The organism is Agrobacterium sp. V1, assembly GCF_030518355.1.
GTDB classification, from domain to species: Bacteria; Pseudomonadota; Alphaproteobacteria; order Rhizobiales; family Rhizobiaceae; genus Agrobacterium; species Agrobacterium cucumeris.
This window is the reverse complement of record NZ_JAULSF010000001.1, coordinates 1,112,319-1,135,678: the sequence shown is the minus strand read 5'-3', so window position 1 is coordinate 1,135,678 and position 23,360 is coordinate 1,112,319. Positions and strand designations below refer to the sequence as shown.

General features: G+C 50.9%; 20 protein-coding genes and 1 riboswitch. Of the genes, 15 read left to right on the top strand and 5 right to left on the bottom strand.

The window, feature by feature from the left end; all coding sequences use genetic code 11:
* Window positions 1-108 precede the first annotated feature (108 nt).
* From QSV77_RS05560 to QSV77_RS05550, 3 genes are read left to right on the top strand one after another with little or no spacing between them, the layout of a single operon-like run.
* Window positions 109-732 carry a hypothetical protein gene (locus QSV77_RS05560; RefSeq protein WP_302732778.1) on the top strand — a complete coding sequence of 208 codons (624 nt, stop codon included), beginning with the start codon at window positions 109-111 and terminating at the stop codon, window positions 730-732.
* Window positions 733-2,187: a methyl-accepting chemotaxis protein gene (locus tag QSV77_RS05555; protein WP_302732777.1), complete on the top strand. Its 1,455-nt coding sequence runs from the start codon at window positions 733-735 to the stop codon at window positions 2,185-2,187.
* Window positions 2,184-3,281, top strand: coding sequence for a hypothetical protein (locus QSV77_RS05550; RefSeq protein ID WP_302732776.1), 1,098 nt, complete (start codon window positions 2,184-2,186; stop codon window positions 3,279-3,281). Before QSV77_RS05555 ends, QSV77_RS05550 begins: the two co-directional genes overlap by 4 nt.
* A gap of 93 nt (window positions 3,282-3,374) precedes the next feature.
* Here the strand turns inward: QSV77_RS05550 and QSV77_RS05545 are convergent, their stop codons facing one another.
* Together QSV77_RS05545 and QSV77_RS05540 are read right to left on the bottom strand one after the other, a co-directional pair.
* On the bottom strand, window positions 3,375-4,049 hold the full coding sequence (locus QSV77_RS05545; RefSeq protein WP_302732775.1) for an SH3 domain-containing protein: 675 nt from the start codon (window positions 4,047-4,049) through the stop codon (window positions 3,375-3,377).
* 378 nt (window positions 4,050-4,427) lie between these two features.
* Window positions 4,428-4,781, bottom strand: a complete 354-nt coding sequence (locus QSV77_RS05540) for a hypothetical protein (protein WP_302732774.1) — start codon at window positions 4,779-4,781, stop codon at window positions 4,428-4,430.
* 64 nt (window positions 4,782-4,845) lie between these two features.
* Between QSV77_RS05540 and QSV77_RS05535 the strand changes: the two genes are divergently transcribed.
* From QSV77_RS05535 to QSV77_RS05525, 3 genes are read left to right on the top strand one after another with little or no spacing between them, the layout of a single operon-like run.
* Entirely contained in the window at window positions 4,846-6,423 is a 1,578-nt protein-coding gene (locus QSV77_RS05535) for a recombinase family protein (RefSeq protein WP_302732773.1), read from the top strand.
* On the top strand, window positions 6,423-7,319 hold the full coding sequence (locus QSV77_RS05530) for a plasmid partitioning protein RepB C-terminal domain-containing protein (RefSeq protein WP_302732772.1): 897 nt from the start codon (window positions 6,423-6,425) through the stop codon (window positions 7,317-7,319). The genes QSV77_RS05535 and QSV77_RS05530 overlap by 1 nt, the downstream gene beginning before the upstream one ends.
* Window positions 7,316-8,191: a plasmid partitioning protein RepB C-terminal domain-containing protein gene (locus tag QSV77_RS05525; RefSeq protein ID WP_302732771.1), complete on the top strand. Its 876-nt coding sequence runs from the start codon at window positions 7,316-7,318 to the stop codon at window positions 8,189-8,191. Before QSV77_RS05530 ends, QSV77_RS05525 begins: the two co-directional genes overlap by 4 nt.
* 78 nt (window positions 8,192-8,269) lie before the next feature.
* Here QSV77_RS05525 and QSV77_RS05520 read toward each other — a convergent pair whose 3' ends face one another.
* Window positions 8,270-8,782: a thermonuclease family protein gene (locus QSV77_RS05520; protein ID WP_302732770.1), complete on the bottom strand. Its 513-nt coding sequence runs from the start codon at window positions 8,780-8,782 to the stop codon at window positions 8,270-8,272.
* 786 nt (window positions 8,783-9,568) lie between these two features.
* On the opposite strand from QSV77_RS05520, the gene QSV77_RS05515 reads away from it, so the two are divergent.
* The 3 genes from QSV77_RS05515 (at window position 9,569) to QSV77_RS05505 (ending at window position 13,541) form a co-directional block, all read left to right on the top strand.
* Complete coding sequence (locus QSV77_RS05515; RefSeq protein ID WP_302732769.1) at window positions 9,569-10,801, top strand: PD-(D/E)XK nuclease family protein; 1,233 nt, start codon at window positions 9,569-9,571, stop codon at window positions 10,799-10,801.
* 181 nt (window positions 10,802-10,982) lie between these two features.
* Entirely contained in the window at window positions 10,983-11,567 is a 585-nt protein-coding gene (locus tag QSV77_RS05510; RefSeq protein WP_302732768.1) for a hypothetical protein, read from the top strand.
* Between the two features lie 39 nt (window positions 11,568-11,606).
* Window positions 11,607-13,541, top strand: coding sequence for an AAA family ATPase (locus QSV77_RS05505; protein ID WP_302732767.1), 1,935 nt, complete (start codon window positions 11,607-11,609; stop codon window positions 13,539-13,541).
* A 16-nt stretch (window positions 13,542-13,557) separates the two neighbouring features.
* Here QSV77_RS05505 and QSV77_RS25830 read toward each other — a convergent pair whose 3' ends face one another.
* The gene (locus tag QSV77_RS25830; protein WP_368045849.1) at window positions 13,558-14,076 is read right to left on the bottom strand and encodes a PIN domain-containing protein; all 519 of its coding nucleotides are present in this window, start codon (window positions 14,074-14,076) and stop codon (window positions 13,558-13,560) included.
* 109 nt (window positions 14,077-14,185) lie between these two features.
* On the opposite strand from QSV77_RS25830, the gene QSV77_RS05500 reads away from it, so the two are divergent.
* Together QSV77_RS05500 and QSV77_RS05495 are read left to right on the top strand one after the other, a co-directional pair.
* Entirely contained in the window at window positions 14,186-14,416 is a 231-nt protein-coding gene (locus QSV77_RS05500) for a hypothetical protein (RefSeq protein WP_302732766.1), read from the top strand.
* Window positions 14,417-14,510: 94 nt separating this feature from the next.
* Window positions 14,511-15,230: a hypothetical protein gene (locus QSV77_RS05495; protein ID WP_302732765.1), complete on the top strand. Its 720-nt coding sequence runs from the start codon at window positions 14,511-14,513 to the stop codon at window positions 15,228-15,230.
* A 29-nt stretch (window positions 15,231-15,259) separates the two neighbouring features.
* On the opposite strand, the gene QSV77_RS05490 is transcribed toward QSV77_RS05495, so the two are convergent.
* Window positions 15,260-16,003, bottom strand: a complete 744-nt coding sequence (locus QSV77_RS05490) for a metallophosphoesterase (protein WP_302732764.1) — start codon at window positions 16,001-16,003, stop codon at window positions 15,260-15,262.
* A gap of 256 nt (window positions 16,004-16,259) precedes the next feature.
* Here QSV77_RS05490 and QSV77_RS05485 point away from each other — a divergent pair, with 256 nt between their 5' ends.
* The 4 genes from QSV77_RS05485 (at window position 16,260) to QSV77_RS05470 (ending at window position 23,190) form a co-directional block, all read left to right on the top strand.
* The gene (locus tag QSV77_RS05485) at window positions 16,260-17,975 is read left to right on the top strand and encodes a restriction endonuclease (RefSeq protein ID WP_302732763.1); all 1,716 of its coding nucleotides are present in this window, start codon (window positions 16,260-16,262) and stop codon (window positions 17,973-17,975) included.
* A gap of 445 nt (window positions 17,976-18,420) precedes the next feature.
* Window positions 18,421-20,058 carry a DUF262 domain-containing HNH endonuclease family protein gene (locus QSV77_RS05480; protein WP_302733890.1) on the top strand — a complete coding sequence of 546 codons (1,638 nt, stop codon included), beginning with the start codon at window positions 18,421-18,423 and terminating at the stop codon, window positions 20,056-20,058.
* 824 nt (window positions 20,059-20,882) lie between these two features.
* A complete protein-coding gene (locus QSV77_RS05475; protein ID WP_302732762.1) occupies window positions 20,883-21,623 on the top strand; it encodes a L,D-transpeptidase in 741 nt (246 codons plus the stop codon).
* 171 nt (window positions 21,624-21,794) lie between these two features.
* Window positions 21,795-21,888, top strand: a riboswitch (glycine riboswitch).
* Between the two features lie 450 nt (window positions 21,889-22,338).
* Window positions 22,339-23,190: a LysR family transcriptional regulator gene (locus QSV77_RS05470; protein ID WP_302732761.1), complete on the top strand. Its 852-nt coding sequence runs from the start codon at window positions 22,339-22,341 to the stop codon at window positions 23,188-23,190.
* Window positions 23,191-23,360: the final 170 nt, after the last annotated feature.

The following is a 23,360-nucleotide window of genomic DNA, read 5'->3' as shown; positions in this document are numbered from 1 at the left end:
GGTGCTGGGGGAGGGTTGCTGTACCTATGGAGTAAATCCGGGACGGGGGCTTTGGATGCTGATCTATGCTCAGTGACAGACGGTCCAACTTCAGTCACGGCAGTCCTGTTGGATGTTACTGACCCAATCTCCGATATCACGAAGGTGGACTTACAGCGGAATTTCCAGCGCATTGTGTCCACTGTGGAAAAAGGTGGTCTTGTTGAGGTTTACTCTCTTTCCGATGACTCGGGCGCTCTGAAACGGACCTATCGGGGATGTAATCCAGGCGATGGCGCAAGTGCGGATCAGCTGACCTCTAATCCCAAACGCATTCAGGAGCGGTGGGATAAGGCGTTTAATAAACCTCTCAAAGAGATTGAAGACCAAATGGGTGCTGCTGCAGAAGGCAAGCAGTCTCCAATAATGGCGGGCGTCCAGCGAATTGTAATCGAGAGTTTCTCCGATCTCCGGAATGAGAATAAGCCGAAAACACTGATCGTTGCTTCCGATATGATCGAACACACGTCTTCGTTCTCAATATACAAAAACGGCGTCGATTACGCTGCCTTTGAAAAAAGTGACGCTAAAGAGCGGTTCAGAACGCCACTGGATGGAATCAGGTTTGATGTTTTGGCGTTTGATCGTGAAAGCCCGTTGGAATTGGCGCGGTTGCCAGAATTCTGGCTGCAATGGGTTCGATCAAATGGTGGCGAATGGGGCGTTTACAAACGCTTGGTGGGAACGAAGTAAATGAGCACGCGAAATTTTGTCCGTAAGAACGGCCCAATTATCCTGTTTGCCCTTATGACATTTATCGGTGCTGCGATCATATGGTTTGGCAAGCTGTACGGAGTTGATACCGTCACGATCACGCTGATCCCGCTGGGAATGATGGCTCTCTACTTTGTGATTTCATTTTTTGCAGCGGGGCTTTCGCTGCACAATGAACAGGCAGGCGATAACCTCTACTACATGGGTTTTTTGTTCACCCTGACCAGCCTTGGCGTATCTCTCTACCAGTTCAGTGGTGAAGCCTCGATTGAGGACGTCGTGCGCAATTTTGGTGTTGCGATCTCCTCGACCATTGCAGGTATTTCGCTCCGTATTCTCTTCAACCAGATGCGTCGTGATCCCGTCGACATTGAGCGGGCAGTTCGGCACGATCTTGCTGAAATGACGAGGCGAGTTCGTACGGAACTCGACACTTCTGCAATGGAGTTTTCGACCTATCGAAGAACAAGTCAGCAGATGCTGCTTGAAGGTTTCGACGAAATCGCGAAGCAGGCTGAAAAGAGTGGCGATGCCGTGCGCGCGTCTATCGAATCCATGTCGCTACAAGCAACCAAAACCATTCAAGAAGCAGCTGACAAATTGTCAGCAACCTTGAGTACGACACATCAGCAGATCATCGAATTCGCGGCCCTAAATGCTAAATCCGTTTCAGAGATGAGTGAGAAGCTCAACGCCTCTGTTGCGACGGTACATGAGGGAACGACAAAACTTGGCCAGGCTGTCGAGGATGTTGTTGAACGCCTGAAAAACTCGAAGTCGCCCGATGAGTTGTTCGCGGAACAAGTTGCGCCCGTTGTAACGTCGCTGCGATCTATCATCGAGGAGCAGAATCAGGTCGCCCACGAAACTGCTGCTGCAAACCTTGATGTGACGAAGAGGGTCCTAACTGCGATTACACCGTTCAAACAAACGAACGCCACGCTTACAGTTTTGGCGGCCAAACTGGAAAACGTAAACGCCTCAGCAATCGGTTCAACAGACGTGATCAAATCCATGCTGGAGCGATGGGAGACTATTTCCGCAAATACTCAGTCCGTTGCAGACGCATCAATGGCTCTCGTTTCCGACATAAAGAATTACAGCGCAGTTTCGCAGGATGCGTCCAAGGCGCAAGTGGAAGCTACCACCAAGTTGTCGGAATCCCTTACTTTCCTCGCTAACCAATCGGCATCGATTGCAACGATATCAACCAGTGTGAAAGAGTTGGGAGTGGCCTCGACACGGCAGTCCGCCATGATTGAGAGTGTATTAGCGACTGTCAAACGCCCCAACGCTCCGACGGATACAGGTGGTGAGGGAACTACACGTGAGATCCGTGCCGAAAGTGGTATCAATGTTGAAGGCATCCCCCCCGTCACGACGGTGACATCGCCTGCCGAGGCTGAAAAGGTCAAACGGGGTTGGTTTAGATGACCAATCAAGAAACGGCGACGAAGTTAGAGCACAAAGGCTACAATCGAGGGCTCATTCTTGGGTTCACGATGGCGGAATCCATGTTGCTGCTCGTGTTTTGTTTGCTTCTTGTCGCCGGTGCAATCATTTCCAATGAACGTCTTAAGGCCACATCAGCCGTTGAAGAAGCAAAACGGCTGCAGGCTCAGCTAACCGAGAAGATAACTCAGGAGGAGGTGTTCAAGGCGAAGCTTGAGGCGCTCTCAAGTCAGTTGTCACTGGTCGATAAGCGAAAATTGGATGAAGACTGGCGTGAACTCGTTGAGGCGAGGGCGGCCGTCAAACAATTGGCCGACACTGGAATCGAAACGACGCAAATTGAAGGATTTGTCTCCAGTATAAAAATACTGAAAAAGTTTGGTCTTGATCCAACAAAACCAGTCGAACTTGAGGAAAAACTCGCTGCCCTGGCGGATGCAGGCAAAGCCCTAGAGCTATTGGCTCGTTTGGAGGAAAAATTAAAGGCATCAGAAGCCTCGACTACCGACCTCGCTGCTCGGCTGGCGGAAGCCGAAAACAAACTCATTGAGAGTGGGGCGTCGAAGCCGCATGAATGGCCTCCAATCATCAGCCTAAGTGAAGCCAGCGGATATTATTTTCGATCCGGCAGCGCTGAGTTGACTGATACCTTCACGAGCAATCTTAATGGTCCGGTTGCGGCCCAGATCGCAGATAGTCTGAAGCGGTACGGCGTCGATATCGTGGAGGTGATTGGGCATACTGATGAGCAACCATTAGGTCGTGGGGTGTCCAACATGGACAACATCTCACTCGATGTATTGTCTGCGAAGGCTCCAGTTAAACAGCTGGCTCCGGCTGACAACGCAGGTCTTGGGTTAGCGAGAGCGATTTCCGTTTCGAACATCTTGCGCTCAAACCCTGATCTTGAAGGGGTGAAAATTCTACCTCTTTCCGCAGCGCAACTGGTGTTACCCGGAGACGTAATTAGCTCCGGGCAGGCAGGGAACGTCGAAACACGCAGACGAATTGAAATTAGAATTCGAAGGGGCGAAAATTCGACAATTACGCAAAATGGGGTGACTGCCGGACAGTAATGGCAACCGTCCGTGAATGATCAGTTTAAGCGGGGAAGGCGTCATTCATTATGAAGAAACGAAGGCAAAATATGCCCGCAGGATGATGTAACATCATTGATACGCCTCAATCATCGACTTTGTGACATCACCAGCAAAGCATATGGGCGCATATCCACCGGGTTTCGAATATGCGCTCCTGTTACCACATCGACGACCACCGCGATCTGTGCTGTACGGGCAAGCACATGAACCAGGATAGCTGGCAACGGACTCTGCAATTATCCTTTGAATAATGATCGAAGGCGAAATCGAGGGTGTCGACTTGACGGTTTTTTCCGCTGGTTGTGTGGCACGTTCCTTTTGAGGTTGTTTGTCACTCAAGAAGCGGCTTGCGATCCAGCCTTCTTTCTGTGTCAGGCTGTCCCTGATCCGAGACCATTGGCCATTCTGTTCAAGTAGACTGACCTCTTTTCCTGCGTCCAATCTATCTTTGATCCCGGCCTTTGGGTTTGGCGCATCGCGGAGTGCGATCCGATTACCACTGATGAATTTTTTCTCCGCCGTTCCGTTCGAGCGCGAACCCGAAGAGGGCTGTGGCGCAACATCCTTTGGAGTGGGAGTTTCGATGGATTTTTCGGCGTCTGGTGCCCTAGGTTTTGATGCTGGTGTCACGCTTGATGGATAGCTGGGCGAGGGCGTTGCCACATCGGATTTTGACGGTGCGTCTCCGAGTTTGGAAATGCCGAACAAGATCAGCCCGCAAAGCAACCAGTACCGTTTTTTCATAGAGAGCCCTCGCCGAGCGGAATATTGCCGAAGACTCGCGTAATCGGCAAGTAACGCTTGCCAATTTCTCAACTTAACCGTTAACTGAGTGTAGGCTCCAGGGAGGCAAGAATGGTGAGTAGATGGGACAAAAATCCGGGACCGGACAACCACTATGCTTCCAGCCCGCCGTCCCGTTCAGGAGCACTTAAAGCAATAGGTGTTCTACTCGTTATCGTAACCGGATTTTTTGCATATCAGTATTATAGCTAAACCCAACTAGCGAACAGATGCGTCTGTTCTGTCAATTTTTTGGGCTGCGGTCAGGCTTTAAAAGGAATTCCGCTTTTGAAGAGCCTGAGCGCCGTTGTAGCTTCTTCATGCATGCCACCGAATACGTCAACGATCCCTGACAGCCCTCAGGATAGCAATTGCTCGGTTTAACGCAGTTTCAGCAGCATCAATTTCGAGAGAAACACCGGAAACGTCGCGTTTCGCCAGCGTGAGAAAAGCTTGAAAAACAGCATCCGAATTTTTGGCGAGTAAAACGAGTTGCGGGCCGCTGATTGTTCGCGTTCCGGCAAGCCAGTATTTTGCTGCTCTCTCACTTGAACCTGTCCATCCCATTATTGTTTTCGCGGACCGTGCGCTCTGGCCCAATTCCAGTTTGAGGGCAGCAGCGATTTCATTTGTAAAACGCGATCTGAAGCGTGTGCCGGTATGGTGAACAATTGTGCCTTTCATCTGAACCATATTTCCATCCTCCACGGCGTATAGTTCGGGCGTCGGCAACATTACAGAGATTGTATGACAAGCTATGGTCATCGAGTGGAGCCAGAAGGACAGTGGCAGTCAGATGCCACCCGTTTGTCTTAAAATTCCAGCGGCGACCTATGTGAGGATGTCAACCGAGCATCAGAAATACTCGACTGATAACCAGATGACGATAATCCAAAAGTATGCGGAAAAGAACGGCTTCGAAATCATTCGCTCATACGCAGACGAAGGGAAAAGCGGATTACGACTTGTTGGCAGAGACGCACTGCAAATGCTGCTCTCGGATGTCGAAAGTGGCGTCGCAACATACAAAGTCATCCTCGTGTACGATGTCAGTCGATGGGGTCGGTTTCAGGACCCAGACGAGGCCGCTGAAGTCGAACTTCGATGCAAGCGCTGCGGCATAACAGTTCATTATTGCGCAGAGCAATTCCAGAACGATGGGAGCATGGGCTCGTCGATAATCAAAACCGTCAAGCGGGCGATGGCTGGAGAATATAGTCGCGAGCTATCCGTGAAGGTTTTTAACGGCCAGGCCAACTTGATCCGCTTAGGTTATCGGCAAGGCGGAGCGCCAGGCTTTGGTATCCGACGACAGTTGATCGACCACAACGGAAATCCCAAAGGAGAGTTGGTCCGTGGTGAACATAAGAGTATCGCCACTGATCGTGTAATCCTGGTGCCAGGGCCCGACCCGGAAGTGCGCGTGGTGCGGAGAATCTATTCCCTTTTTGTCGATGAAGGGAAAAACGAAAAAGAAATAGCTACGATTTTAAACTCGGAAGGAATTCCTACGGATTGGGATCGGCCGTGGTCACGCGGTACAATCCATCAGGTACTCATCAACGAAAAATACGTCGGTAATAATGTGTGGGGCCGTACGTCCTTTAAACTCAAGCAGGCGCACTTTCGCAATCCAGAAACTGAGTGGATAAGGGCTGACGGTGTTTTTTCAGGAATTGTCTCGAAAGAAGTGTTCCAAAAAGCGAATGTCATTATTGCCGCGAGAGCAGAGCGTTTGTCCGACGACGCTATGCTTGAGAAGCTGGCCAGTGTGCTGCAGCGAGAAGGCTATTTGTCCGGCCTGATCATCGACGAGACCGAGGATTGCCCGTCTAGTGGTTCTTATTTCAGCCGGTTCGGAAGCTTGCTGCGTGCCTATGCACTGGTTGGCTTTATTCCAGATCACGATTACCGTTACCTGGAAATCAATCGAGCGCTACGTCGCATGTATCCCGAGCTTATTGCGGATGTCATGCTCGGTATTCAAGGCGTGGGTGGCATTGTGTCACGCGACCAAACCACCGACCTGCTGACGATCAACCACGAATTCACGGCTGCAGTCATCGTCGTCCGCTGCCTGCAGACCTTATCGGGATCGTTACGATGGAAGGTTAGGCTCGATACCGCTCTGAAACCCGATCTTACGGTCGTCGTCAGAATGAGCCCCGATAACATCCAACCGTATGATTATTACCTACTACCGCTTTTGGACATGCGCGAGGCCGTATTGCGGTTGTGCGAATTCAACGGTCTCTCAATCGATTCCTACCGTTTTGAAACCCTGCAACATTTCTTTCAAATGACCAGAAGAAGGTCTTTCGCGGAGGTCGTGTGATGGCTGCTCTACCTGCTCAAAAAGTCGAGATGATACCGATTTCAAAAATTACGGTCGTCAATCCTCGCGTCCGGAACAAGAAATCATTCAAGGAAATAACCTCGAATATCGAACAGATTGGATTGAAAAGACCGATCACGGTAACGCGCCGCATGGAAGCAAATGGTCCGTTTTATGATCTCGTTTGCGGTCAGGGACGTTTGGAAGCTTTCCGGGCTTTAGGACAAACCGAGGTACCTGCACTGGTCGTAAACGCGAACAGGGAAGATTGCTTGATTGCAAGTCTTGTGGAGAATTGCGCCCGGCGGCAGCACCGGGCAATTGATCTTCTATATGACATTCGCGGAATGAAGGAACGCGGCCATAGCGTCGGCCAAATCGCAAAAATGACCGGGCTCACTCCTGAATACGTTTACGCAGTGGCCCGGCTTCTTGAAAAAGGGGAGGAAAGACTTCTCCGGTCGGTTGAAGCCGGGCAAATTCCGTTTAGCGTTGCCGTCGAAATTTCTGAAGCTGAAGATCACGATATTCAAGCAGCACTACAGTCGGCATATGAGCGGAAACTTCTGCGCGGCAAAAAGTTGATGGTAGCAAAGCGCTTGGTGGAACTGCGACGACAGAGAGGTAAATCACTCGGGTCCAGCGCAAGCAGATCAACACCGCGTCCAGTTTCATCGGACGCTTTACTTAAAGCTTTTCAGGAAGACGTCGACAGAAAACGGATATTGGTGCGCCGCGCTGAAACGGTAAAAGCAAACCTGACCTTTGTGACGCAGGCCATTCGCAAGCTGTTTGCGGACAAACAGTTCACCGCGATCTTGGGGGAGGAGAGGTTAGTCTCGCTCCCAGAGGAGTTAGCAAAGAGAATCGAGGTCACTGGGAGATCGGCACCATGAAGCCGCCAGTAAACCGGTCGTTCGAAGACACCAGCGTTCGTATTCCGATTAACGAAATAATTCCTCTGAAACAGCTGTCACCATCACTTCTCAAATCGTCGAAGTACGCTCAAATAGCAGCTTCCATCGAAGAAATCGGCATTATTGAACCACCTGTTGTTATCAGAGACCGTCTTCAGCCTGATAGGTTTCATTTACTGGACGGGCATATCAGGTTGGATGTGTTGTTAAAACGGGGCGACGAAGAGGTGGTATGTCTGGTCGCAACTGATGACGAGGCGTTCACGTATAATCGTAGGATCAGCCGTCTCGCTACTATCCAAGAACACACTATGATTTTGAAGGCGATTGACAAAGGTGTCCCTGAAGACCGTTTGGCCAGAGCGCTTAACATCAATATTTCGAGCCTGAGACAAAAGAAAAGCTTGCTGGACGGTGTGTGTCCAGAGGCCGTGGAACTGCTTAAAGACAAACATGTCCCTTTCAACACGATTGGCCAGTTGAAGAGGATGAAGCCGATGCGCCAGATCGAGGCTGCACAGCTCATGATCGCGATGAACAAATATACCGTCACGTATGCCCAGTCGTTGGTTGCAGCTACCCCGGACACCATGTTGGTGAAACCAAAAACAAAGATTGGCGGGCTAAGCCAAGACCAGCTTGCCCGTATGCAGCAAGAAGCAGCTACTCTTGAACGAGACTTCAAGACAATTGAGCAAGATTACGGTACCGACAACCTCGAACTTGTTCTAACAATCGGCTACATTGGGAAACTGCTTGGTAACGCCAGGATCGTGCGCTATCTGGCCCAGTTTCATCCAGACATTTTGGCCGAATTTCAGAAGGTCACTGAACTGCGAAAGGCTGCATGAAGTGCATAAGCAGGCCGAACTGTTTGCCAGCGCCATGTCGACAGAATGGTCCATCTACCCTCACGTTGGATAGCCGAACTAACACCACGGCTGCCGACGCCCAGTCCATGTACGTGCCAGTCCTTCGGACACAAGGATATCGCCGAGGCTTCGACCATCGCGAACGAAGACGCGAAGCTTTCGTCCATATCTGTCTTCGTCTCTTCCTTCCCAGGCCTTCATTTCAAAGGGACCAGCATTGACAAGTTGTAACAACCGCTTGGTCGCCTTCGCCCCGAGTGCGGCCTCTGCTCCACACTTCGGATCACCAACCTCGGGCGTATCAATGTCCGCTATCCGAATTTTTGTGCCGTCATGCCAAATTGTATCGCCGTCAACAACGCAGTGGCGTCTGACCGATCCCGAGCAGAGGGTGTACGGTTTGGAATTCCTCAAAGCTTCGGAGATTGAGATTTTCGCGGTTGTTTGCGAGGTCTGGACTGGGATGCTCATGGGTGTCTGTGAAAAGCGCATATCTTTGTAATAGCTCACCCCAGCTCCAACCGAGAATGCTGCGACCATTCCTATCGCTACCACTTTTACAAACGACATCCGTCAACCTCCATTTATGGCATTATAGAATGCAGAGGTTGAAATCGGCAGAACCGGTTGAATCCAATTTTATGCATTAATGGCCTTGCTGATCCCGTGTCGATTTTCCCAGCACACCCCCGACTAGCGCCAGGATAACGGCTGCTAGCACACCTTTTACCGTGGCCCCGATCAGCGACCACTTGGTTTCTGCAGGTCTGGTTCTAGCGGCAGCAGACAGATTTCGTGCTCCCTCATGCATCTCTCTTTCATATCAGCGCACTCCTGACAGCCGCATGCCGCTCTGGGTACATGCAATTTCCGCGACCTGTGTCGCCGACGAACCGCTGACAAGAGGTCCCCACGATGGATCACTCTTGGACTTCAACATCCCATCCACGGTTTCGCCGCTCCCAAGCGTTCTCATCTGTCCACTGCTGCATTTAACTGCACGTGTCGTATAGACCCACCCTGACGCGTTCGAGTACCTCGTGTTAATGGATACTACTGATCCTTCAGGACCTTTGCCGAGTGCGACAACCACGTATGTAGCACGCGGTTCGATTGGGCGATCAACGAGGATATCTACCGCTCTCAGTGCGTTGACGCCTGGAATATTAACGCTTTTAAGGTCGATTTCATCGGCATACGCAATTGTAGAAAAGGTTGTTGCGATGATGGTGATGCAAAGTGTGATCTTCAAATTTAAACCCAATCCCCAATGTTCAATTACCGTGATTAAAACCATAGCAGAACCGGCAAGTCGCCCCTAGAGTGCGCCAGCGATTTGATTTAGGCATTCCTTACATGGATACAGTTGCTTTAGCTTTAGAACAAAAACTCGGCGACTTGTTCGACGACGCGGATTTCAACACTGTTCACCGGCAAATGTCACCGTTCAACCTTTTCGAAGCAGTTGGAGCTGTCAGAGCTGAGCTTCGTCATTCAAATTTTCTCGCATATCTGCTGTCTCCGAGCCGTCCACACGGCCTTGGACCGTTGCCGTTGATCGCCGTACTACGTTCTATTCTGAGCCGCATTCCATCGAATGAGCGGCCGATCATGGCCTTGGAGCTTGTTGCAGGTGACCTTGATGACGCAATTGTCTATCGGGAGCGAGACGATATCGACATCATCGTTGAACTCCCGTCGCTCAATTTTGTGGTCGCGATAGAAAACAAAGTTGGCAGCAATGCAGGAGATGGACAACTGGAGCGATACGACGTCTGTCTCAAAAAACTCTACCCGGACCATCGACGACTGATGGTATTTCTTACACCGGATGGCACCACCCCAGACCATGCCGGATACGTTGCATATGACTACGGTGGGATCGTGGAAACGCTGGAGAGCATAATTACCAATCCGCTGGAGCCACTTCCATCGGAGACAGTGCTCATCATGAATCACTACATCGACCTCGTGAGGAAACACATCGTGACCGATGAAAGACTGCGATCACTTGCCGTCAGGCTCTACGAACGGCACAGAGAGGCTTTCGACTTCATATACAATTGCCGACCCGAGCCAAGAAATTTGCTTGCAGTGGTTCGTGAGCGAATTGAGTCCGTCGAGGGGCTAACCATTGAAAGCACAGGCAGCAATTTTCTTCGTTTCACTCCGGATGTCTGGGATGCCAAACTCCAGTTGATGAAAGGTGATCCCACGAAATGGACGAAGACCGGTAGGGGATTACTTTTCGAGGTGAAGACATATCCAAATGCTCCGGGCCGAGTAAACCTATCTCTTATTCTTGGGCCGGGCGACAGTGCCATGCGATCCTATGTTTATCAGGCTGCGATGGCAAATCCCAAGCTTTTCCAAGGCGTCGTGAAGCACATGGGAGCGCAGTTCGCAACGATATTCAGCCGCGATTTATTAACAGCCACTCAAGCGACGGGAACCTCTATCGAAGGTCAGGAAACGAATGTTTCTTTGGCTTGGTCGAGCTTTCAAAGCGATCAACTTCGCAGCCTCATACCCGCGATCCTGGAGATCGATCAACAGCTTCAGGAAAAACAAAGGTCGGAACTCGCATGAGAAGGCCGTAATCTGAGGATTCGATGCATGCAAATGGACGCAGAAAGATATTGACTCTCCTGCGGGTGTTCTTTATTTGTTCCAACCATGAAAAAGATAGCTCTGCGCCTCATACGAATATTCCGCTAATCCGCTGCCTCTTCTGGGGCTGTGATTAATTGCGTTTATTCGAGTGTTGCAGATGAGCATCCAGTTGCCTTCCCCAAACGGGGCTTCGCAAGTATTTCACCCAAATCAGTTTATTAGATGTGTCGGACCTATTCGATTCCGAAGCCAATTGGCACGAGACATTTCATGCCTTCTGGATTTTGAAGACACGGCCTCTGCCTGGGCGTGTCAATCGTTGGAATTCCGAGGTTGCTTTGATACCCACCGCCCTGACTTCGTCGTAGAGCGCGATCACGATATTCTGGTCATTGATGTAATCATCAGAGGCACTCCACCACCATGGGTCGCCAACGTCGTCCGCGCTGAAAACTACACTTATCAAACATGGTCGCGCGGAGATATCGATCCAATCCGCCTGAGAAATTGCAAAGACCTGCTTCGTTACGCAGGAACCGAGGTCCGTCTCGGTGATCGTATTAGGTTGCTCGCTGCTCTTGAAGAGCAGGGCAGACTCACGCTTTCAGAGTGCTTGCAGTTGGTGCGCGAGGGCCAACCGATATGCACGGTGGCAAATATGATTTTAGCCCGATTTATCGAGATCGATCTCGATACCGCGCTTCTCGGGCCTGAAACCAGCGTCCGCAAATTCTCCCGATAAATCTGTTTTCTCCGCGTTACATCGCCAAGGTGAACCGTTATGTCACGTAGCAAAAAGCAAACCCGTGCGCCCAAATCTATGCGCAAATACGTTTTCGATAGCATCATCATCCGAGCCCTCAGGGAGCACTCTCTGTTTGCAGCAGGAGGCCCTGGCTTTTTGGTCCTCGTGACTCCTGACGGCTATCTGCCGTCCGAGTTTAGATCGTCTGTTATTGACCAACTTTATGACGACGACAGATTCTACAGAAGCGATAGTGTAGGTTGTGTTCTAGTTGCCCTTAAAGACAAAACGTCGAAATTCGAAGATGAGTATTCTGAGTGCAGTAAGAGGGAACGCGTGATCGCTGTGATCGAAAAAGGCGTTGAGTTGCCTCCGACCATCCAGCTCGCTGCAGACTTGGTAATTCACATTCCTCCGATTACGCCAGACGATCTGAAGGCTGCAGCCAGAGCAGTGGTACGCCGTCCTATGACTGATGAAGAAGCCCACACTGCACTCAGTTATCCTCGGGAACATCTCTGGGCGGCTTTCCGTCCAATGCGCTCAATCAGTGAATCGATGCGACGTTTGGGGGAGGTCCGGGTGCCTCTACTGGCTGAAGAAGTGGATGAAGTTAAGATGCGGTCAGCGCCCGAAACTCCTTTGCTTGCAGACATGCACGGCTATGGTCCAGCAAAAGAATGGGGCACCCAGCTCGCAACCGATTTGGCTGATTGGAAGGCTGGTACAATTGATTGGAGTGATGTTGATAAAGGCATCGTACTCAGTGGCCCCCCGGGGGTTGGAAAAAGCATTTTTGCCAGAGCGTTGGCAAAACAGTGCGATGTTCTTCTCGTCGCTTCATCGCTTGGGCGTTGGCAAAGTAGAGGGCATTTGGGTGACCTGCTGAAGGCGATGCGCGCGGACTTTGACCGTGCCCGTAACAACGCGCCGTCTATCCTTTTCGTCGACGAAATCGATTCCTTTGGATCGAGGGAAAGTTTCTCCCATGACAATGCGAATTACAGCATCCAAGTTGTGAACGCGTTGCTCGAATGCTTGGATGGCTTAGATGGAAGAGAAGGCGTCGTGGTAGTCGGAGCGACCAACAACATTGATCGTATTGACCCAGCAATCACTCGCGCCGGTCGCCTTGACCGACATGTCGAAATTCCACTGCCGTCAGTTGCAGATAGGATTGCGATCCTTTCCCAACTGACAGCACATTCTATCCCGGTGTCGGACCTGCTGCCGCTGGGACCGCTTACTAGAGGTTTGACCGGTGCAGATTTGGCAAAAGCCGTCCGCGATGGACGTAGACTTGCGAGAAGGGAAAGGCGGCAGTTAACTTTAGAGGACTTGAAAACCGGACTGCCGGAAGGAACAAAAATTTCTGGTGAACATCGTTGGGGCATTGCCGTGCACGAGGCTGGGCACACCATCGTTGGTACTCACCTCGGATATGGTACGTACCTCGGCACCAACATCGCAGATGTCGTGCGGCCGGACGTGAAAAATCAGCCGGGAGGAGCTGCGTATTTTGACATTCCGCGCGTTGCTCGTCGCGACCGGCAATTCTATCTGAATTGCGTTGCAGTGATGCTGGCTGGCCTGGCTGCAGAAAAACTCTACCTTGGTGACTTTAGTGATGGGGCAGGAGGAGGTGAAGAATCCGATCTTGCCGTCGCAACACGTATTGCCACTTTCTCGGAAGCTAATTTGGGAATGGGAGCGTCATTTCTACACAGCAACGCACAAACCGATCAGGAACTCGAAAAGCTCAGACTGAGCGATGACCGTCTGAAAGACCGAGTAGAAAAAATCCTCACAGACCAATATGAGAGAGCGAAATGCATTCTGCAAAGTAGACGAGTGCTGCTTGAGATGCTGGCTACAGAATTGGACGCGACCGGTTTTCTCTCCCCTGACCGCTTTACCGAACTGGAGAAAAACCTCGCCGTTTCATCTCCTTTGGAATCTCAAATAGTTTGATTGCGGTGGCAGCTGCTCAATCGACAGCAACTATCTCGGGAAAAGCAACTGTTGGGCTAGCGACATGCCATGTGTCTGTCTGGGGATTGTATACTCCTGGGAGCGAGTAGCAGGCGTGAATCAGAAGGAAGTCTTTGGTATTGAAAGTTGCAATTGGTGTTCTATGTACCAACGCAGCTGCGGCAACATGGAGGTCCTGCCCATGCCTGAGACGTTTTGCACCGGGATGAGAAACGATGAGATTGCGTAGTCTTGGATCGGCCGCTAATGTTCCCCAAGCTTCAGCTACCTCTTTTCCTGTTTCCAGGATGGGTATGCCCAACGCGATTAGATTTTGGTACCAATGCGTTAGTCGTACCGCTCTCACCGGGTCACGGGAACAAAGCTGCGTAATGCCTTGTTGGAACTCCATGATCGCGGCGGCCGGGATAAATAGATTTGAGGCGGTCTCAATGAAGCGGACCACACCTGGATGAGGTTTGATCCTGCTTGTTTCGCTTAGGACGCATGTGTCGAGAATATATCCTGCAACCATGGAAGTACGCTCACCTGAAAATATGAGTACGCTCCATATTTACGGTTAATTTCAAGTAAACGAGCCTTGCTAATTTCAGTGACGATAGCGGCTTATCTGGGAAAGCAAAATGACGGAAGACGAGCATTTCTCGCCATCGGACGGCACCAAGGGCAACATAGCCGGTGAGGAAATCACTATTCCTGCCGAAGGAGACCTTCGACATTTTTTTGAACTACTGCGCGAAAAAGGTGAGGTTACCGTCATGGCGAATGGAGACCATTACACTGTCAGGATAGCGCAGAAGCGCATTTCTGGCGATGCCAGGAAATTTCTCGCGAGGGGAGGGCCTGCATACTAAGTTGTGAAAAGAGCGACTGCGGGAACATGTGTTTGCTGCTCTATCAATTTCCGAGGAATTTTTTATCGCACGGTGTTTTTCGCATAGAATAAATATGAGTGTCATCAACCTTACAGAAACTGAAACCCTCGCCATTAAATCAATTGATGAACGGCAATTGGACAAGAAAATTGACTTGGCGATACGCGAAGAGAATCTCGACGGTCTCCCTCGTGAGGTTTTACTAAAATCGGGTGACTATATCGTATCGCAGTTGCGCTCATTCCAGGATGCATTGTCTCGATACAGACAAGCTAAATCTGCGCAAAACAGAGAAAACAAGTTCTCTGAGGCCCACCGTTACGGTCATCGTTTATTGTCCGCCGTCAGACAAATGAAGGATCGGGTGGAGACAGAGGAAAAGCAGCGACAGCTCTTCTACATTCATGACAACGGTTACCCACCATTCCGCTTCACAAACGACCTCACAGCAACGGTTTCGTACCGGTGGCGACAAAGGGTGGAAGACGATTGGACATCGGGACAGACCACCTTCAGACATAGGGTTATCCGCGATCACTCGTACGTCCTTACGAAGCCTAGGCGGAAGCTGAGTGCTGCCAGGCAGGCGCAATTAGATGAGAATGAATTGGTCTCCACCTGGGAAGGCATGGTGAGCACCATACTCTGCACATTGCGCGATTATTTTGCCGATGGAGGAGATGGCAACGCCATACCCGAGAACTTTTTGCTCAAGGTGGACCGCTTCGGCCGATTAAACAACTTCAGTGCGCGGTTTTGGGATGATCAACACGGCAAAAAAACGGACCCTTAGGTGGAGTGCGGTAGCTTCCAGCTTTTGGCTTAAATCTCGTTCATTTGCTTGTCGAAACGGCGCACTTCACTCAAGCTTGCGGTGACTTGGCTGACAAAAAATCCATCCAGTTCATCATCGACGAAAATTGCAGCGGCGATTTTGTCAGTACGGTAAGACCCCACGTCGAGCGCTACGCGATTTTCATATATTTCGGGCAGGGTGCTTCCTGTGATCGTATGTCCGTGCACAACGATCTTCTCCAATACTTTTGTACTGTCCAGAAAACCTTTTCTGATCCACATCAGAACATGGTTGTCCTGTTCCGACAGAGGCACAGATGGGTCCACACCAGCATGCGTAAAAAAATACCTCTGGGTTTCGAAATGAGAGCGCGCACTTCTAAAGAGCGACATATGTCGTGGATGTGAGCCGTTGAATTTCTTTCCAGAATCGATCAGATCGGCAGGATCAAGACCGTAGGAATTGAGCGTGGTCTTTCCTCCTAAACACATCCAGGTGGCGGATTCGTCACGAGCAATCGAGAGGTTGGACATACAGTCCATGTACATGTCGTGATTTCCACGAATGCAAATTGATCCCGGGTAATGGTCGGTTATATCGCAAACTAGATCGACAGCTTGTAAGGAATTCGGCCCGCGATCAATGAGGTCGCCGAGGAATATGAAGCGCGTACTTTCCGGCTTAAATTCCATCGTCAGAGTAGAGAGAAGCAGTTCCAGTGTTTCTGCCATTCCATGGATGTCACCAATTGCGATCAGGTTTTTCTTCATTTAGGTCTGTTTTCCTTTTGGTAATCAAAGGTAGCGGTGGGCGGCCGTACCGTTACTCTCGCAACAACTGGTCATCGACGGATGATCGTGTTGCTAGAGTAACACAACCTATTTTTCAACCTGTGCTACTCGACGCCTGCTTTTGCGTCAGCCAAAGTACGCGAGAGGGGTGACTGGTTTCTCCAGTTGTCAGAGTCGGGGGACTTGACCGCTGAAGCAGATAACGTAGCGGTTGTATTATAAGGGTACTGTATTTATGACCGATATGAAGTTTAGCTCTCGCTACCTTGCATCGATCAGGGCGGGAGCCATCGAAGCCAAGTGGAATGCCGCCAATACCAGAATACTCCGTTACATGGTCGATTTCTGGCAAAAGGACCTTGGCCTTCATAAGCAGGTTAGTGCGCCAGAGATTTATCTCCTGAAGATAAAGGTCCAGGAGTTGATGAACCGCTGGGACAAGATGGCTGATGACCATTTCCACAAATCACGGCTCGCGGCTAGCAAGGAGGCGTGTGACGCTCTCACGGTCGAAGCCGTTTCAAAGTTGGACTCGCTTCGAAAAATCCTCGTCAAAACCCTTACTGTCGACGACAGGGTGGATTGGGAAACCCTAAAGGACAAGTCGCCTTATCAAGGGAACTCGAACTTCTCTGAACCTGCACCAAAACTCGCCTCGACAGCGAAACCGATTTACATCGAACCCGTAATTGGCTTCTGGGCGGGTTTGTTTGGGAAGAGGGCGGCAAAATTGGCGGAGGCCAGGCAGTTCCATGAAGGCAAAGTGCTTGAGTGGGAAAAGTCCGAAGGGAATAGTCTGAGTAAATACGGCCATGCTTTAACTGAATGGAACAATCGCAAAATCAAGTTCAAGCTGGAATATGAGGCTACAAAAGCTGGCTTCCTGGCTCAACAAGATGTGCAAAATTCGAAAATCGACGAACTCGCCCATGGTGTTAAAACTGGGGACGTTCGCTCAGTGATCGAACATGCCAATTTGGTGCTCGACGCCTCAGACTACGAGGGCCTGTTCGAGAAATCCTATGAGATCGACTACCAAGCCGATCCGAAGCTCCTGCTGGTGGAATACGAGCTGCCATCACCGAATACGATGCCAACCTTGAAAAGCGTTCGTTTCACCGCTTCGACGGGCGACGTGAAGGAAACGTGCATTTCTGAAAAGGAGCAAAAGAGTAATTTCGATTTGGCGTGCTACCAAATCGCCCTTCGAACGCTCCATGAACTGTTCGAGGCCGACGAAGCCGGAAATCTCGACGCCATTTTGTTCAACGGTTTCTCGACGGCCATCAACCCGGCCAACGGGAAAAACACGCGTAGTTGCATCATGTCCTTGCTGGCAAGGAAGGCTGAGTTCCTTGAAATCGATCTGTCTCGCGTCGATCCTAAGTCTTGTTTCAAATCATTAAAGGGTGTGTCAGCTTCGTCGCTCGCAGCACTAGCTCCTATCGCGCCGGTCATGGAGATGAACAAGCAGGACAAAAGGTTCATTGACGCCAGAGAGGTGATCGCGGGAATCGACACTGCGACGAACCTCGCATCCATGGACTGGAGCGACTTCGAACATCTCATTCGAGAACTCTTCGAAAAAGAATTTGCCGCGCGGGGAGGGGATGTAAAAATTACTCAAGCCAGCAGTGATGGTGGCGTTGATGCCGTGGCCTTCGACCCCGATCCAATCACAGGCGGCAAGATCGTCATTCAGGCGAAGCGGTATACGCGCACTGTCGGCGTTTCCGCAGTCCGCGATCTCTTTGGTACTGTCCAGCATGAAGGGGCTTCCAGAGGTATCCTGATCTCAACGGCCGACTACGGTCCGGACGCCCATCAGTTTGCGGCGGGGAAGCCTATTAGCCTCTTTTCTGGATCGCATCTGCTGCATCTGTTGGAAAAGCACGGTTACAATGCGAAAATCGATCTTCACGCAGCAAGGAAAGAGCTGAACCTAAGATGACCGAAATGAATTCTGTCGTCGATTCGCACTGAGTAATTAACGAGCATTTCCTCGAAGGGCAGGTGGTGCCCCAAGGGAATTGCTGCTGTGAAAACTCGAAACATACTCAGGTTTTGATCGATAATTTGAGGGTTCGCATATCACTCCTGTATGCGGTCGGCGATGTTCATGGCCGCGCCGATCTGCTTGAAAAGCTCATCGAGGCAATCATAAAGGATACTGCCACAGTCGGTTCGAGGCCTTCATTTCCTTTGATACTATCGACCGTGGACCTGATAGCCGACAAGCAATGGACCTCGTCTATTAGGCGGGGACCAGAAGTAAAAAACAACTTAGAGAGACATATGAAAGCGATTTGCAACTAATTTGAAATCCATTTGGGTTACATCGGCAGCCACTATCAACTTTCTTTCAAATTTGGAGAGACTTCGTGCAACTCAGTCCGATGCATCTAACGTCAGCAACGCTATTTTCTGGTCGCTTATTCAGGATACCTGAATATCAACGAGCGTATGCTTGGGGCAGCCGTCAGCGAGCTGATCTATTCGGAGACATCTTGGACATACATCGGTCCGGACGCGAACACTTTATGGCGACAGTGGTTGCATTAGCACGCGACGCACGAGTTATCGGCGCGGAAAAGTACACAGCCGTCGAGATCGTCGATGGCCAACAACGGATCACAACTCTTGTAATTCTTCTCAAGGCAATTGAGAAAAGTCTTGTTACTGGGAGCAAGGCACATCGTGACATCTCCGAACTGCTGGTGAAAGATGATGATCGAACCCTTTTGCTCCTTCAGACAAACCACGACAGCAGCAGTGTCTTTACGCGATACATTTTGACAGGTGATATTGCGGAAAATGAATCACAGACTGCAGCGGACCGCAATGTTCTAGACGCGGCAGTCGAGTGTGAAAAGTTTGTTGAGGACTGGAAGGTTCAATGTGATCTTATCGAGTTAGTTAGCATAATTCGAAATCAACTTTCATTCGTGTACCACGAGATTGCAGACGAAGCGACTGTTTACCGTGTGTTTGAAGTCCTCAACAGTCGCGGACTTGAAGTGAAATGGATAGACAAACTAAAGAGCCAGTTAATGGCGCTTCTTTTCGAGCATATTGAAGAAGGGTCACGCTCCGAAGCCGTCAAGGAGATGCAGAGAGTATGGGGTGATATTTACCGCACGCTGGGTCTGGATAGCAAGCTGGGCGACGACGCGTTGAAGTTTGCAGGAACGTGGGCGCAAAAGACACAACCAAATCGTGTTTCGTCGCAAGAAGATGCAGCGGTAGTCTTAACAGAACTAGCTGGCACTAAACTTAATACGATAATGGAGTCTGGGGAACGGCTCAAGTTAGTCGTCGGAGCAATCAAAGAGCTTGACGAAAACGTTCGCCTCAGGACCGTCACAAAAATTGCTCACGCACGGTTCGTTGCTACTGCGATATTGCTCCGCCGCTTTGACGCTACAACTCGTGAAAGGCTTCTCGGAGCATGGGAAAGGGTGACATTTAGAATTTTCGTGTTAGCCGAAGCCGACACGCGCCACAAGGTCGGAGAATACATTCGCCTTGGATACGCGATATTTTCGGCCAATCTTGATGCTGACGAAATTGAAAAGCGCCTTTTTAAACTAGGGAGCGATTACAACCTCGCTGAGAAGCTTAATCAACCTAATTACTGGAATAATTCCTACGAAGGTTGGGCGGAACCTCTCCGTTACATATTGTTCCGTTATGAAGAGCATCACGCAGAAACCATTGGACAGAAGCTAAACAAGTCGCAGTGGAATAAAATCTGGGCCGAAGAACCGTCGAAGTCAATTGAGCACATTGAGCCTCAGAGTAGTGGAGCTTCATACATACACCACCTCGGCAATCTCACTATGCTGCCGCCAGGAGTAAATTCCTCATTGAAAGACAAGCCTCCAGTTGAAAAAGCTGAACGCTATCTCACCAGTGGTTTGACTATTACAACGCTTGTCGGCAAAAATATCGCAGCGAAATCAGCGTGGACGGAGGAAGATATTCTTGCCCGAGGCAAGGATATTGACGCTTTTGTCCGCAAAGAGTGGGGCTAAAAATCCATTGATTAAAGAGCAAGGCAATACATAAACTGATAAACTTCGATTTTCGGGTGGATAAAGGTCCACCCGAAGGTGGGCATTTATCGACGAGACGTTGCTTGAGAGTTCGAACCAGTATGTTTGCATAATCAAAAAAGCCTTTTGGCCTTTGGAACGAAGCGTTCAAGCTGATCGTCATAAACGGAGCAGTTTTGATAATCTGACAGAACGTTGCCGATTATGGAGTGACCATAAACCACGATTCTGGTGATCTTGACGGGCGAAGTTTACACCACAATGCCAAACCTTGTGGACGGTATCATTCTACTAGAAAAGTCGTTTTTTCTTCCTCCATGAGGTTTGGGCCACGTTACGTTCAGTTTTGGGCCACGAAAGCCCGGTTTGGGCCATACTTGGTTCGGTTTTTACACCGGACCGCCGTCTCAATCGCAATTTAGTTCCATAATCTATCTTATGCGATCAACGTATGTAAGGCTCACCTTGTAAATGTGACACTCGGGCCGCCGAAATCCGGCCCTCTCCTTGCACGACGCTGGTCAATATCAACGTTGGAACTTGCCGGTACGCAATTCCGGTTGCCGGACGGATTTTATGACCGATCCGGAAATCATTGCAAGACGGCAAAAGTTCGTGTTTGCGAATACATATCAAAGCCGGTTTTACCGGGAATGTCGCAGGGCCAATCTGCGCATTTGTGCAGTATCGAATGGGCAGATTTAATGGTTTCTGTCGCGCCGCAGACATCCGGGCCTTTGGCGCTTCGCCGGTTGTCCGCCCCGATCCCGGCACAGCCCCTAGAATTCGACAGCAGAACAGCCTTGGAACAGAAAATCAATTCTCACTTGTCTCGCAGATCACTGCTCACCCTGGCCATCAGTTCATTTCTGGCTGCAGGTTGCGAGCAGGTTCCCAAGACGAAACTCGAAGTCGCCGCGGCTACCCTGCCCGAACATACGACGACAGCCGCGAAAACATCGAAGGATAACGGGCCAAAGCCTGCGGGTACCGGTTTCGCTTACGACGAGATTTATGCTGCGCTGACGGATGGTGGATTTGACGTTCCAGCTGTCAATTACCGCGCCATCGACCCACAATATCTCCGACAGGAGGTTGAATACATCACCGCAGAGCCCGCCTATTCAATTGTCGTAGATACAAATGAGAGGTTCCTTTACTGGGTTCTCCCCCGTGGCCGAGCCATACGTTACGGCGTAGGGCTTGGAACTCAGGGCCGATCATGGAAAGGGCGCGCTGTCGTTCAATGGAAGCAGAAATGGCCAAGGTGGAAGGCGCCGGACGATATGATCGCCCGTAATCCTGAACTCAAGCCATACGGTGTTGAAGCAGGCGGAATGGCCCCCGGCCCCCGGAATCCTCTCGGTGCGCGCGCCATGTACATTTTCCAGAACGGCAAGGATACGCTCTATCGTATTCATGGATCACCGAGCTGGAGAACCATAGGTAAGAATTCTTCCTCGGGTTGCGTCAGGATGCTGATGCATGATGCGATCGATCTTTATGACCGAGTGAAGGGAAAAACGCCGCTTTTGGTCATCTGATAGCGTCAATCTGAGCGCGCAATGACTAGGAATAAGCGCTGCGGGTCAAATTTACGCCATAAATGGCACCATATCTCGCGTCGTTCGGTTTAGCGGATCTAGGGCCTTTCGGTCTTGGAAACGCCAGATCACAGCGCTCCAAACCTCGCGACAGAGGCATGGGGCAACACATATCGAGCAGCGGGAGAGACCGATATCTCCCGACATCGGCGCCGACGGAGCAACCACCCCGGAAACTCTCAGGCAAAAGGACCGCTGCAAGATCATACAAACTCTGAAAAGCGAGCTGATGCTCGCGCCGATGGTGTAAGTTCGCCCAAACAAGGTGAGCGAATCTCTCAGGCCAATGACAGAGGGGGTGCCAAAAGCCCAGAAAAGGGGCAAGGAGCACCTATGGCTGGAAGTCACCCTTCCCTACCGACAGTCGATTGCGTTGACGCGTTTTCAAGACCATTTTCAGTGTCGATGACGGCAATGGCATTTGCCCTACACAGCCTTGACAGGCGTGGCGTATTCCGGCGCGCCGTCGCTCGTGTCAGCCGGCTTCAGCTGAGGCATTTCACCCCGGTCCCCTTCAAAATTTGAACAGCTCCACGCGGTTTCACCGGGCAACGGCGCTCGACAGGTGTGGTGCAAGCACCTCGCGACCCGCCTTCTCGCGGTGAGACCGCTAAGCGGTTCTTGTACGAACACTACCTAATTCAGGAAATTTAAAATGGTCGATTGGGAAGATTTGCGATTTTTCTCCGCCTTCGCTCACCACGGCTCCATCACGGCAACCGCCAAGGCGCTACGCGTCGATCATACGACTGTCAGTCGGCGCATCACATCGCTGGAAACTTCGCTTTCGGTGAAGCTCGTGGATCGCAGGCCACGATCATATGTACTGACCGATATGGGCCGCGACGTCGCGAACTTCGCCGAGGAAATGAGCAGGTCTGCATTTGCTCTGAGCCGTTGCGCCGGTTCCGGCCAGAACGGTATCGAAGGTGATATCGTGGTGTCCGCCCCGCCATCGTTGCTCTACAGCTTCATTGCACCGCAAATCTCCACGCTGCAATCTCAGCATCCTGACGTAAGGCTCCGTCTTGTCGGCACCACGGAGGCCATGTCCCTCTCCAAGGGAGAAGCGGATATTGCCATCAGCCTCAAGCGGCCGAGCGAAGCCACACTGGTTGCGCGCCGGCTTGGACAATTGTCCTATTTCCTCTATGCCGACCCTGCCTACCCAACGAGAAATGGCCCCCCTCTTTACATCAGTTACGACGATACCATGCGGGAGTCGGATCACTATCGATGGCTTGATGACAGGCTTTCGGCCGACGAAGTTTTCATGTGCAGCAACGATCTGCGCATACAGGCCGCCGCCGCCGCCGGCGGGTGTGGAGTGGCACTGCTGCCCGCCTACCTCGCCGCCGAACATGGTCTTGTGAGATTCGATCCACTCGATCCAGGCGTCAGGATCGACGTATGGCTGGTGATCCACGAAGACGTGCGCGACACGCCACGCATACGTGTTGCCATGGACTTCATAAGTGAAAGCCTCAAGCCCTTGTGGCGTTCCTGATTATGCGCAGATCAAGCCTGCGCCATTGCCGAATTTTCCGGGATTTGGCGCGGTGTAAAATGCCGCGTGACAGGGCCTGTCCTGCACGCGTGCAGTGACCGGTTGGACCTGCCCGCCTTCCCACCCTATTCCCGATGCGTGAGCGTGGAGTATTTTCATGTCTTTGATTG

Bases quoted from the DNA above. Each gene is read 5' to 3' on its own strand.
- QSV77_RS05555 (WP_302732777.1), top strand. From the start codon at position 733: ATGAGCACGCGAAATTTTGTCCGTAAGAACGGCCCAATTATCCTGTTT.
- QSV77_RS05550 (WP_302732776.1), top strand. From the start codon at position 2,184: ATGACCAATCAAGAAACGGCGACGAAGTTAGAGCACAAAGGCTACAAT.
- QSV77_RS05545 (WP_302732775.1), bottom strand. From the start codon at position 4,049: ATGAAAAAACGGTACTGGTTGCTTTGCGGGCTGATCTTGTTCGGCATT.
- QSV77_RS05540 (WP_302732774.1), bottom strand. From the start codon at position 4,781: ATGGTTCAGATGAAAGGCACAATTGTTCACCATACCGGCACACGCTTC.
- QSV77_RS05535 (WP_302732773.1), top strand. From the start codon at position 4,846: ATGGTCATCGAGTGGAGCCAGAAGGACAGTGGCAGTCAGATGCCACCC.
- QSV77_RS05530 (WP_302732772.1), top strand. From the start codon at position 6,423: ATGGCTGCTCTACCTGCTCAAAAAGTCGAGATGATACCGATTTCAAAA.
- QSV77_RS05525 (WP_302732771.1), top strand. From the start codon at position 7,316: ATGAAGCCGCCAGTAAACCGGTCGTTCGAAGACACCAGCGTTCGTATT.
- QSV77_RS05520 (WP_302732770.1), bottom strand. From the start codon at position 8,782: ATGTCGTTTGTAAAAGTGGTAGCGATAGGAATGGTCGCAGCATTCTCG.
- QSV77_RS05515 (WP_302732769.1), top strand. From the start codon at position 9,569: ATGGATACAGTTGCTTTAGCTTTAGAACAAAAACTCGGCGACTTGTTC.
- QSV77_RS05510 (WP_302732768.1), top strand. From the start codon at position 10,983: ATGAGCATCCAGTTGCCTTCCCCAAACGGGGCTTCGCAAGTATTTCAC.
- QSV77_RS05505 (WP_302732767.1), top strand. From the start codon at position 11,607: ATGTCACGTAGCAAAAAGCAAACCCGTGCGCCCAAATCTATGCGCAAA.
- QSV77_RS25830 (WP_368045849.1), bottom strand. From the start codon at position 14,076: ATGGTTGCAGGATATATTCTCGACACATGCGTCCTAAGCGAAACAAGC.
- QSV77_RS05500 (WP_302732766.1), top strand. From the start codon at position 14,186: ATGACGGAAGACGAGCATTTCTCGCCATCGGACGGCACCAAGGGCAAC.
- QSV77_RS05495 (WP_302732765.1), top strand. From the start codon at position 14,511: ATGAGTGTCATCAACCTTACAGAAACTGAAACCCTCGCCATTAAATCA.
- QSV77_RS05490 (WP_302732764.1), bottom strand. From the start codon at position 16,003: ATGAAGAAAAACCTGATCGCAATTGGTGACATCCATGGAATGGCAGAA.
- QSV77_RS05485 (WP_302732763.1), top strand. From the start codon at position 16,260: ATGACCGATATGAAGTTTAGCTCTCGCTACCTTGCATCGATCAGGGCG.
- QSV77_RS05480 (WP_302733890.1), top strand. From the start codon at position 18,421: ATGCATCTAACGTCAGCAACGCTATTTTCTGGTCGCTTATTCAGGATA.
- QSV77_RS05470 (WP_302732761.1), top strand. From the start codon at position 22,339: ATGGTCGATTGGGAAGATTTGCGATTTTTCTCCGCCTTCGCTCACCAC.